The sequence below is a fragment of the Tenacibaculum sp. M1.3A genome, assembly GCF_057732375.1.
Genome location: NZ_JBYJEF010000006.1, coordinates 158,234 through 170,175, shown reverse-complemented (window position 1 = coordinate 170,175; position 11,942 = coordinate 158,234). Strand labels below are relative to the sequence as shown.

The window sequence follows — 11,942 nt, the reverse complement described above, 5'->3', positions numbered from 1 at the left end:
ATCAATGAAAAACCCTGCAAATTTCATCATCGTTATTGTTGTAATTATAGCCGCATTGGTTATTGGTAAAGGAATTTTAATTCCGTTTGTTTTTGCCTTACTTTTTTGGTTTTTAACTCGAGAAATACGTAAAACCATTTATAAAATACCGCTTGCTAAAAAATATATACCCATTTGGTTGAGCAACATACTTGTATTTACTTTTATTGTTTTAAGCTTTGGTTTTGTATCGGGAATTATTACAAATAGTATTTCTGATTTAACAACATCTTACTCTAAATACGAACCTAATATCGATGCTATTATTAATAGTTTAGATGCTTATTTTCATATTGATATTATTAAATCAGTAAAATCGGTAATAGGTGATTTTAACTACGGATCGGTTTTAGGAGATATCGCAAACGGAATTAGCAGCTTATTGGGCGATACGTTTATGATAATAATTTATGCTTTGTTTATCTTTTTAGAAGAAAGTAGTTTTAAAAAGAAGCTTGTAAAAGTTTTTAAAGATAAAGACGATAAGTACACTAACATGAAATTTATGTTAGATAAAATTGAATTTTCAATCTCTAATTACCTACGCTTAAAAACGTATGTAAGCTTACTTACTGGTTTTTTGAGTTATACTGTTTTACTTATAGTTGGAGTAGATAGCGCGCCCTTTTGGGCATTTTTAATTTTTTTACTAAATTATATACCAACAATAGGTTCGTTAGTAGCTACTATTTTCCCGGCTACTTTTAGTTTAATTCAGTTTGGTGAATTTACACCATTTTTAATTGTATTAATTGCAGTAGGCTCTGTACAAGTAGTGGTTGGTAATATTATTGAACCAAAATTATTTGGAAAATCTCTAAACTTAAGTCCGTTAGTAACAATATTATCTTTAGCTGTTTGGGGAAAAATATGGGGAGTTACCGGTATGATTTTAAGTGTACCAATTACCGTAATTATGATTATTATATTTTCGCAATTCGAGAAAACAAAAGCAGTCGCCATTTTCTTATCTGAAAACGGCGAAATAGATGAGATTTAAGCTGTTTTTATCCTAAAAACAATGCCTTAAGCTCAGTAGCGTCTTTAGGGTCTAATTTACCCGCTAAAACTAAACTTAATTGCTTTCTGCGTAAAGCGCCATCGTAACGTTTTTTCTCTAATTCAGTTTCTGGATTAATTTGAGCAACCGGTACAGGCTTACCTGTTTCATCTACAGCAACAAATGTATAAATACCTTCGTTCACCTTCGTTTTCTCTCCAGATTGGCGATCTTCAATCCAAACATCAACATATATCTCCATTGATGATTTAAAAGCTCTCGAAACCTTTGCTTCAACCGTAACAACGCTTCCTACAGGAACCGATTTGGTAAAAGCAACATGATTTACAGAAGCGGTAACTACAATTCTTCTAGAATGACGACGTGCAGCAATACTACAAGCTCTATCCATACGAGCTAATAATTCTCCTCCAAAAAGATTGTCTAAATAATTAGTTTCTCCTGGTAAAACAAGGTCGGTAAGTACTGTTAATGATTCTTTTGGTGTTTTAGCTGTCATCAGTTAAATTTTGATGCAAAGATATAAATAAAGCTAAAAACAAGTTATTTAAAAGCCGATTATTTAATCAATAACCAAGCATCGGCACTTACAGTTTGTTGAATTAACGCTAACTCTTTACGAGCTTCTTCTTTAGAGTTAAAACTTGTAAATATTACCTGAGTTAATCCAAATTTATTTTTACCTAATATTTTAGCATCATAACCAAGTTCTTGTAATTCTGCTAATTTATTTTCAGCATTTTTAACTTCCTGAAAAGCTCCTGCAACAATGTGAAAATTATTTTCTTTAGATTTTGTTGCATTTAAATTAATAGTAGGTAATGGGTTGTCGATTACAAAAGTTGCCGACTGTATTTTTTTAGTAGCTGATTTTTGTTGATCTGCTAATAATTCATTTTCAGATTGATGCTGAATACCATTCCAACCAGCATAACTAGCTCCTAACAAAATTACGGCTGTTGCTGCATATTTTAAAAATACTGGAATTTTATTTTCCTGTTCTTTAACAATAGGCAACGGCTTAACTTCTTGTTTAAACCTTGTTACTGAGCTGCTTTCAACTTCTGATAATCCGAAAGATGCTACTAAAAAATTATGTGTAGTATTTGGTTCAAAAACAACTTGTTTTGCTTCGTTTAAAGATAATGTTCCTACAGAAGCAACTGTAATTGTACTAGTTGCGATCTCTTTTTTCCATTCAAAAACTGCATTTGCAATGAAAGTTGTCGCTTCCTCAAAAGAAATATTTTTACTAGAAGCAATATGATTTGCCAATAAACCATCATTATGTTGCAAGTACGCATTAAAGGTAATTTGCTTTTTCGGCGGATAAAATGTCTGAGTAGCATCATTCATTTTAGCACCTATTTTGTTGGTTACAAAACCTCCAAATTCAGGAACAATTACGCAATCGTATCTGTATAATAAATCGTTTATGTAGTTGGCTAATGTCATAATAACAAATATAGTTTTTTTGCCGAGTAGTTTGTAATTTATACATAATTTTTATCAACAGTTTTTTTGTATATTGATAATCAAATTATTGCTGCATGAATTCAACTAAAATCTTAGCTATTCTTAGGTTACAAGCTACTAAAAATGTGGGTGATATTTTAGCAAAAAAGTTAATTTCTGCAACTGGTAATGTAGAACAGGTGTTTAAAGAAACTGCTACTTCTTTGCAAAAAATAAACGGAATAGGATCTCATATTACCAATCAATTATTTGATCTTACTAACTTAAAAAGGGCAGAGGAGGAGTTACAGTATATTCAAAAAAACAACATTAAATATTCTTATTTTTTAGATGATAATTATCCTCAAAACCTAAAACAATGTATCGACGGTCCTATTTTATTTTTTCATGATGGTAATATAAACCTTAACAATGATAAAATTATTTCGATTGTAGGTACACGAAAAATAACTTCTTATGGTCGTGATTTCTGCAATCAATTAATAGATGATTTATCAGCATACAATCCGATAATTGTAAGCGGATTTGCATACGGTGTCGATATTTGTGCCCATAAAGCAGCTATTAAAAACAACCTGCAAACTATTGGGGTTTTAGCACACGGATTTGAGCAAATTTATCCGAAAACACATAAAAAATATATAAGCGAATTAAATAAAAATGGCGGATTTATAACTGAGTTTTGGCACAATGAACAACCGCTACGTGAAAATTTTTTAAAACGAAACCGTATTGTTGCTGGTATTTCTAAAGCTACAATTATATTAGAATCTGCAAAAAAAGGAGGTTCGTTAGTAACTTCAGACATCGCAAATTCTTATAATCGTGATGTTTTTTCATTGCCTGGCAGAACAACCGATTTGTACAGTAAAGGCTGTAATAATCTTATTAAAAATAACCAAGCACATTTATTAACCTCAGCAAATGATATTGTAAAAATGTTGAATTGGGATATTCAACAATCAAAAACAGCCGATCCTGTGCAACAGCAACTGTTTGTTAATTTAAATGAGCAAGAGCAAAAAGTATATAACTTTTTACAACATAAAGGTAAACAGGTATTAGATATGATTGCTTTAGAGTGTGATATTCCTGTGTATAAATTATCTTCTTTGTTACTTGAAATGGAGCTTAAAGGTATTGTTAAACCTTTGCCCGGTAAATTGTTTGAGGTTTAGTACCTTTGACGCATGTCTGAAGAAAAATTAATATCCCAAAGAAAACCTGCATATCCTATTAATAAAAAGCTTGCTCTTTATTTAAAAAGGCATAATAGAACAATTCAAATTCCTATTTTTTATGATGATTTGTTACGTTTTCAAGGAGCGATAACTGTGTACGATAAAGATGATAATGACACTTTGTGGGTTCGTGTGTATTACAATGAATTTGAAAGAGAAGAAATAGATTTAAGTTTAAAAAAAATATATAATATCTTACACTCTAACGGTTCAGATGCTGGTATTAAACACTTAAACATTGATGCTGTTGATTTTTGCACCTTCGGTAACTCTCAGCCATTTAGAGTAAAAGTTCGTAATATTTTAAACGATAATTACACCTACTTTTACGTTAAAAAAACCGATGCTTCTCGTGTGTACGGTTTAGAGATTGAAGATATTTTATCGCCATACAACTTAAATTTCTTAGTATATAAAGACACTTTAATTGAAGAACATATTTCAGGAATTCCTGGTGATGTTTTTATAAAAGATTATTTAGAGGATTGTTTAGAAATTGAAAAAACTCAAATAGCTAAAGAATTTGTAAAGTTTAACGAACGCTGTATGATTCGTTTATTAGGCGACATGCGTTCTTATAATTATGTGGTAGTGCCTACGCACGATTTTGAAAATGTAGTGTATAAAATACGTCCAATAGATTTTGATCAGCAATGTTATGAAGGGAAGTTTAAAGTGTATTATCCGCAGTTTTTTAAAGAGAACTTAAAAATGGTACAATTAGTTGCTAAAAAATTAGATTCAGAGTCAGTAGAGCAATATCAACTAGAAGAAAGATCTATTGTTGCAAAAAGAATTTTAGCCACTCGTTCTCGCTTAAATAGATTACTTGCCGCAATGAAATCAGATAATATTTCGATTCCTAAAAATATTGAAAAATTAAAATCTCAAATTTTCGAATTTACAGGCGATATTAATTTTAGAGATAGCGACGGGATGGGAGAAATACTAGACAATGCCTTAACCTTTATTCGTAGAAATTACGAAGATGTTACGCTAAAAAGTATTATTCAACAACAACAAAGAACATATTAATACCTATTTACTCTTCAACAACTTGCATTGGAGAGTAAATTTTTATCGCATTTTTTAAAACCTCAGCTTTATTTAATGTCATTTTCTTTAGCTTATAATTGGTGAAATTTTCCATTTGAGAAGTGGCATGTTTATCGCCAATATTTGCGTTAGACCCGTATGAATTTATGGTTTCTATTTCTGTTCCTTTATCACTAAAACGAATTAACTCTATATGAGATTCACCTGCAAAAGCTCTATATGTTTTGTCGGTTTCATTTACTTTTTTAGAATAAATTGCCGCTAAAACATCAGGTGCTCCACCAATTGGTAAATTTACATCTCCTCGTGTATGTCGTTGCAATTCGCCTAATTCTATTTGTAAATAACCGTAGTTTTTTAACAACTCTTCTTTTGCTTTTGTAATTCCGAAAACACAATCTTCTAACGTAACAGAACCTCGCCTAACATCACGATCTTCTTGTTTTCTTTTTTCATTTAAGTGCATCCAAGTTAAAATATACAAAGCTGCTGTTTTATTGGTTTTATCTGTTTTTCTATCCCAAGTATTTAGTAATGAAATTGCATCTGCTATTTCAGGATAATCAGACGGATTTAAATGCATTAAATCCTCTAAATTTAAAGCAGTTCTGGTCATCATTTTCTTCGGATATTGATTATCGTATTTAATGGTTTTAAAATCTTCATACGAAATAGAATCATATTCTTGCATCAATTCTAAAAAACGAGAACTTCTATTATTTTCCATTCCCGTAATTTGATATCCCATTCGTTTATTCAACAGTGTTTCTTTAAAATTATTGACAGAATCCGTAGCAGAAAAAGGGGAATTGTTAGTATTAAAAACCCAACCACTCGACGGATTTAAAACTTGCGGCAAACTATCAAACGGAACCAACGTATCACCCCACAATGTTTTTGATGTGTTTCCTGGCAAAACTTTGCTCCAATCATAAGCTGGGTCTCTTACCGGAAAACTTCCGTTACTTACATAATAAATATTATCTTCTTTATCAGCATACACAATATTTAAGGCTGCAATTCCTCTTATTTCTAACGCCTCTTTAAATTCTTTATAGTTGCTAGCTTTGTTCATTTTAAACCATTGTTCTGCCATTTTTATTGATTTTCCAACTACAAATCGCCAAGCAAAAACACCATCATCGGTTTTAAAAGTTGGGCCATATTTACTTTCGTAAATAGTTTTTGAAATTGGCACTTTTATAGGACCAAATTTTAACCAAGACCAATATGTTTTTTCTTTTAACTCAACCCACTCATCATCAAACTTATAAAAATCATCTTTTTCTGGATGCATTTCAAGTTTATAAACATCAGAAAAATCGGCGTGATTTACAGTATGTGCCCAACCTAAATTCTCATTTGCACCATGAAAAATACAGATTCCACCTGCAAACGTTCCACCTAAAATATTCATTCCTTCTTCAGAAATTAAATGTGCTTCGTACCAAGAATACCAACCCTCTAATGGTTGATGAGAATTTACAGCCAAATACGTTTTACCATCCGTCGTTTTATTTTTAGAAAAAGCAAATGCGTTTGATCCTTTAGGAACATCACTTTTTAAATCTTTGATAATAGTACCGCCTAAAATCTTTTTTAGATCGTCTCCTGCGTGCGAAACCTCTAAATTACCTAATAGATAGCCAGTAATAATATCAGCTCCTGTAAGCGGAAATAAATCATCTAACAACACTTTTTCTGGATGTAAAGTTGCGTATGCATTTACACCAGCAACAAAACTTTCTAAATATTTTTTAAAATCGCCAGTAACATCAGTATCGTATTTTTTATTGGCGATTTCTTTTAATCCCATGAATTTAATTCCGAAATCTGCCACCAAGCCATCTTTTCCTTTTATTTCACCCAACATTCCTTTGCAAGCCGCCATTAATTCTTGTAGCGTTACAAAATCATCTTCACATTGTGTCCACGCCAATCCGTAGGCAACCTCAGCATCGGTTTTTGCCATAATATGTGGCACTCCGTATACATCTCTTGCTATTTTAATATTTGATAATTCTTTTCCTTCTGGTGTAGAAGAACAGCTAAATAAAAGTGTAAAAAAGAAGAGGTAAAAAAGAGTACGCATGTTATTTGGTTTTTTGTAAATATAAATAATGTTATTTTTTACTTCGGATACTTTCTATAATAACCGTTGCTAAAATTAAGCTTCCGCCCATAAAAGTGTTCCACGTGGGAATTTCATTTAAAAATACAAAGGCTAAAATGATTCCGAATATTGGTTGTACACTACTAATGATACTTGCCGCTGAAACTGAGAAAAATTGTAGTGAATGTACCATTAAACTGTGCCCAATTGCGGTGGTTAACAATGCTAACAATAATACATACGGATATTGACTTTCAAACCCAGAAACATCCATAAAAAACAACACAGGTACTAAACATATTGTAATTATTAAGGTTTGATAAAACATTAATAATACGCCGTTGTATTGCAATACATATTGCTTTAAAATTAGGATTCTAATCGAGTAGCATAGGGCAGAGAGGAGTCCGAATAATATTCCTTGAACATTCTCGCTTTCTAAATTAAAATCGGGCGCTAATGTGTAAATTCCCAATAAAACCATGCAACCTAAAAGAAGATATATAGGGTTGAATTTTATTTTCAAAAACAAGGGTTCTAAAAAAGCAATCATTACCGGAAAAGTATATAAAGAGAGCATTCCGATAGCTACATTAGATCGTTTTAAGGCATAGAAATAGGTAATCCAATGAAGTGCCATGAAAATTCCGCTAATAATAAACGGAACTAAGTGTTTGGTAGATTTTATTTTTATATCAATTTTTTTAAATCGACAAAAAACATATAAAAAAACCATGGCAAAAGCAGAGCGAAACCATACAATTACTTCTGATGGCATGGCTATATATTTACCTAAAACACCCGACGTACTTATAAAAAGTGTAGCTAATAATAAACCTGATATATTTTTTAGATGATTGTTTTGCATTGGTTATTTTTTGTTTCTTTTAAAATAGCTTGTGATTAATAGGTAAACAATACTGGGAATTCCAATCCAAATAAACTCACTCATAAGCACTTTAACGCCTCTTTCACCAAAAAAACGTTCAATTCCTACAGGAGAAACTTTAATTGGTCGCCACGGAAAAAAATAACGACTCGTATCGAAAGGAGAAAAAAATGCAACTCCTAAACCACCAGTTGTTAAAGCATCTAAAATAGCATGTGAAGCGGTACATATTGTAAAAAATAAAATGAGTACTACTCCTTTTTTAGTAAATATTTCTTTTCTGTAAAATATTAAGGTGATTAAAAACCCTAAAATGAACGCAAAGAAAAGTGAATGCGAAAAGCCGCAATGTCCCCAAAAACTGCCGTATTTAACTCCGAAGCTAAAACCAATTACATCAGTGTCTGGTACTATTGCACAACCAATACCTAATAAAAGGAATTTCCAATTTACAATCGATTTCGAAAACCCTTTTCCGAAGGCAAACGATACTAATGCGTGACCAAATATTGATGCCATTTTATGTTTTTTATTTTTCTTTATTACGAAGAGTAAAATAATGAAATAATCTTCTATTTAGATACAGATTGCTTCTGTACCTCGCAATGACGTCCGTTCTCACATTTAGCAAGAATAACCATACTGCTCGTCATTACGAGGAAGGATGACGAAGTAATCTCTTGATTCAATTTTATATATAAAGATTGCTTCGCGCCTCGCAATGACATAAATCTATACTTTTTGTAATATTTTTAAAGCTGTGTTCACTGAATCAATTCTAATAAAAGTGATTAATAATCGCAATCCGTTTTTGGTTTGTTTCTCTTTCATTACACAGCTTTTAGAATTCTTTTGAACATATTGCAACATTTTGGTAAATGCTGGTGTTTGATAAAATCCGCTTTGTTGATCAGAAACGAAGTAGCCGATCATACGTTTTTTCTTCAAGATTATTTTTTCTAAACCTAACTCTTTCGCCAACCACTTTATACGCACACTGTTTAATAAATCTTGAACCTGCGTTGGATATTCACCAAAACGATCGGTAATTTGACTTTCAAACTCAACCAATTCCTTTTCTTCGGTTAACGCTCCTAATTTGTTATATAAACTCAATCTTTCGGTTACAGAATTTACATAATCATCAGGAAAAAGAATTTCGAAATCGGTATCTATCTGTACTTCTTTTACATACTCTTTCGGCGCATTTTCATCTACCGGATACAGTTCTTTAAACTCGTTTTCTTTTAGCTCTTGAATAGCTTCTTCCAAAATTTTCTGATAAGCATCAAATCCAATATCATTAATAAATCCGCTTTGTTCACCACCTAATAAATCTCCAGCGCCACGAATTTCTAAATCCTTCATGGCAATATTTAATCCGCTTCCTAAATCAGAAAACAACACCAATGCTTCAATACGTTTACGGGCGTCATCCGTCATCATATGAAAAGGCGGCGTAATAAAATTACAGAATGCTTTTTTGTTAGATCGTCCAACACGACCACGCATTTGGTGCAGATCCGACAATCCGAAGTTATTGGCATTATTTATAAAAATAGTATTGGCATTTGGTACATCTAATCCGCTTTCGATAATAGTGGTAGATACCAATACATCAAACTCATTGTTCATAAACCCAAGCATCAATTCCTCTAGTTTTTTACCTTCCATTTGCCCATGACCGATTCCTATTTTAGCCGACGGAACTAAACGTTGCAATAAACCAGCTACTTCTTTGATGTTTTCTATTCTATTGTGGATAAAAAATACTTGACCACCTCGAGAAATTTCATACGAAATAGCATCACGAATTGTTTCTTCGCTAAAGCGGATCACATTGGTTTCTATCGGATGACGGTTTGGTGGCGCTGTTTTTATTACTGATAAATCACGCGCTGCCATTAAACTAAATTGTAGCGTTCGTGGTATTGGTGTTGCTGTTAGCGTTAAAGTATCAACATTTTCTTTAATCGTTTTTAGCTTGTCTTTTACGGCAACGCCAAATTTTTGTTCTTCATCAATCACCAATAAACCTAAATCTTTAAAGTTGATTTTTTTATTCGTTAATTGATGCGTTCCTATCACAATATCTACACTTCCGTTAGTAACTCCTTCTAAAACAGCGTTACGCTGTTTTGTGGTTCTAAAACGATTTAAATAATCAATTGTAACCGGAAAGTCTTTTAAGCGCTCAGAGAAGGTTTTAAAGTGCTGAAATGCCAAAATGGTTGTAGGCACTAAAATTGCCACTTGTTTTCCGTTATCTACTGCTTTAAAAGCTGCACGAATTGCTATTTCTGTTTTACCAAATCCAACATCCCCACACACCAAACGATCCATCGGTTGTGGTTTTTCCATGTCTGCTTTTACATCTTGAGTTGATGTAAATTGATCTGGAGTATCTTCATAAATAAAGCTAGCTTCCAGCTCGTGTTGCATGTGCGTATCTGGCCCGAAAGCATATCCTTTTTGTAATTTTCGCTTTGCGTATAACTGAATTAAATTAAATGCAATGTGTTTTACTCTTGCTTTGGTTTTTTGTTTTACTTTTTTCCAAGCGCCAGAACCTAGTTTGTATATTTTAGGCGGCTTACCATCTTTACCGTTAAATTTTGATACTTTATGTAACGAGTGAATACTTACATATAAAATATCACGATCGCCATAAATAAGCTTAATTGCTTCTTGTTTTTTACCTTCTACATCAATTTTTTGTAAACCAGCAAACTTTCCAATTCCGTGATCGATATGCGTTACATAATCGCCAATTTCTAACTTGGTAAGTTCTTGTAAAGTGATGGATTGCTTTTTCTCATAGCCATTTTTTAAACGGAATTTATAATAACGCTCAAATATTTGATGATCGGTATAACAAACAATCTTATTTTCTAAATCGACAAATCCTTGATATAACGGAAACACAATAGTTTCATAAGAAACCTCGGCTTCATTATCATCAAAAATATCGTGAAATCGTTGTGCTTGTTTATCGTTAGAACAGAATATGTAATTGGTAAATCCTTTTACTGAAAATTCATTGAAATTCTGAATTAACAAATCGAATTTTTTATTAAAAGATGGCTGCGGGTGGGTATCAAATTTTATTTGCGAGACATCTCTCGAGTTTGCTCGAGATGACATTTCAACTAATGTAAAATCTGCTAATTGTTCTTTTATTAAAGCACCATCACAAAATAGTTCTGAAGGTTTTGAGTGTTTTATATCTGTAGATAGTTCATTAAACGATAACTCTGCTTTTTTATAGAACTTATCCAAATTTTCGGTAATAATATCGCTGTTTTTTACAAAAATAGCTGTTTTAGAAGCAATGTATTTTAAGAAGCTCTCTCTACTTTCCTGTAGTGTTTTGTTTTCTACATTCGGCATTATAGAAACCTTCTTCAGTTTCTCTTTAGAAAGTTGTGTTTCTACATCAAAAGTTCGAATACTATCTACCTCATCACCAAAAAACTCCATTCGATACGGTTCATCATTAGAAAATGAAAACACATCGATTATTCCTCCACGTACCGAAAACTCACCGGGTTCGGTAACAAAATCCACACGATTAAAGTGGTATTCAAACAATACTTCGTTTACAAAATCGGGAGATACATTCTCGCCAACCGTAATTTTTAAGGTATTTTTTTCGAGGTCTTTTTTAGTAACTACTTTTTCAAATAGGGCAGTAGGATAGGTAACAATTATTGCTGGTTTTTTTTGCGAATTAATTCTATTTAAAACCTCAGATCGCAACAATACATTGGCATTGTCAGTTTCTTCTATTTGATACGGTCTTCGGTAAGATCCTGGATAAAATAACACGTTTTTATCGCCTAATAATTGCTCTAAATCGTTTAAATAATACGCTGCTTCTTCCTTATCGTTAAAGATTAACAAATAGGGTTTATCAGCTTTTTTAAAACTTTCAGAAATAACAAAAGACAACGAAGAACCAACCAAATTCACTATTTGAAAATGGTGTTGTTCTTGTTGAAGTGCATTTACAACCTGCTTTACGTTGCCTGATTGTTGGTAATGATTTACAATAGTTTGCTTGCTCAACCTTAAAAAATTTACGCAAATATACGAGTATTATTTCTT

9 protein-coding genes are annotated in these 11,942 nt (G+C 32.1%); 3 read left to right on the top strand and 6 right to left on the bottom strand.

Translation table 11 applies throughout. From position 1 onward, the window contains the following. Positions 1-4: 4 nt before the first annotated feature. On the top strand, positions 5-1,039 hold the full coding sequence (locus tag AC28QF_RS10750) for an AI-2E family transporter (protein ID WP_488201706.1): 1,035 nt from the start codon (positions 5-7) through the stop codon (positions 1,037-1,039). A 7-nt stretch (positions 1,040-1,046) separates the two neighbouring features. On the opposite strand, the gene AC28QF_RS10745 is transcribed toward AC28QF_RS10750, so the two are convergent. After that, positions 1,047-1,559 carry an acyl-CoA thioesterase gene (locus AC28QF_RS10745; protein ID WP_488201707.1) on the bottom strand — a complete coding sequence of 171 codons (513 nt, stop codon included), beginning with the start codon at positions 1,557-1,559 and terminating at the stop codon, positions 1,047-1,049. Positions 1,560-1,618: 59 nt separating this feature from the next. Next, entirely contained in the window at positions 1,619-2,515 is an 897-nt protein-coding gene (locus AC28QF_RS10740; RefSeq protein WP_488201708.1) for an HU domain-containing protein, read from the bottom strand. 95 nt (positions 2,516-2,610) lie between these two features. On the opposite strand from AC28QF_RS10740, the gene dprA reads away from it, so the two are divergent. Both dprA and AC28QF_RS10730 read left to right on the top strand, forming a co-directional pair. Next, positions 2,611-3,714, top strand: a complete 1,104-nt coding sequence (gene dprA / locus AC28QF_RS10735; RefSeq protein ID WP_488201709.1) for a DNA-processing protein DprA — start codon at positions 2,611-2,613, stop codon at positions 3,712-3,714. A gap of 12 nt (positions 3,715-3,726) precedes the next feature. Beyond that, positions 3,727-4,812: a hypothetical protein gene (locus AC28QF_RS10730; RefSeq protein WP_488201710.1), complete on the top strand. Its 1,086-nt coding sequence runs from the start codon at positions 3,727-3,729 to the stop codon at positions 4,810-4,812. A 7-nt stretch (positions 4,813-4,819) separates the two neighbouring features. On the opposite strand, the gene AC28QF_RS10725 is transcribed toward AC28QF_RS10730, so the two are convergent. The 4 genes from AC28QF_RS10725 to mfd all read right to left on the bottom strand — a co-directional run bounded on the left by AC28QF_RS10725 (position 4,820) and on the right by mfd (position 11,903). Continuing rightward, complete coding sequence (locus tag AC28QF_RS10725; protein WP_488201711.1) at positions 4,820-6,925, bottom strand: penicillin acylase family protein; 2,106 nt, start codon at positions 6,923-6,925, stop codon at positions 4,820-4,822. Between the two features lie 31 nt (positions 6,926-6,956). Then, the gene (locus AC28QF_RS10720; protein WP_488201712.1) at positions 6,957-7,814 is read right to left on the bottom strand and encodes a DMT family transporter; all 858 of its coding nucleotides are present in this window, start codon (positions 7,812-7,814) and stop codon (positions 6,957-6,959) included. A 3-nt stretch (positions 7,815-7,817) separates the two neighbouring features. Beyond that, entirely contained in the window at positions 7,818-8,354 is a 537-nt protein-coding gene (locus AC28QF_RS10715; RefSeq protein WP_488201713.1) for a metal-dependent hydrolase, read from the bottom strand. 213 nt (positions 8,355-8,567) lie between these two features. Further along, positions 8,568-11,903, bottom strand: coding sequence for a transcription-repair coupling factor (mfd, locus tag AC28QF_RS10710; protein WP_488201714.1), 3,336 nt, complete (start codon positions 11,901-11,903; stop codon positions 8,568-8,570). Positions 11,904-11,942 lie beyond the last annotated feature (39 nt).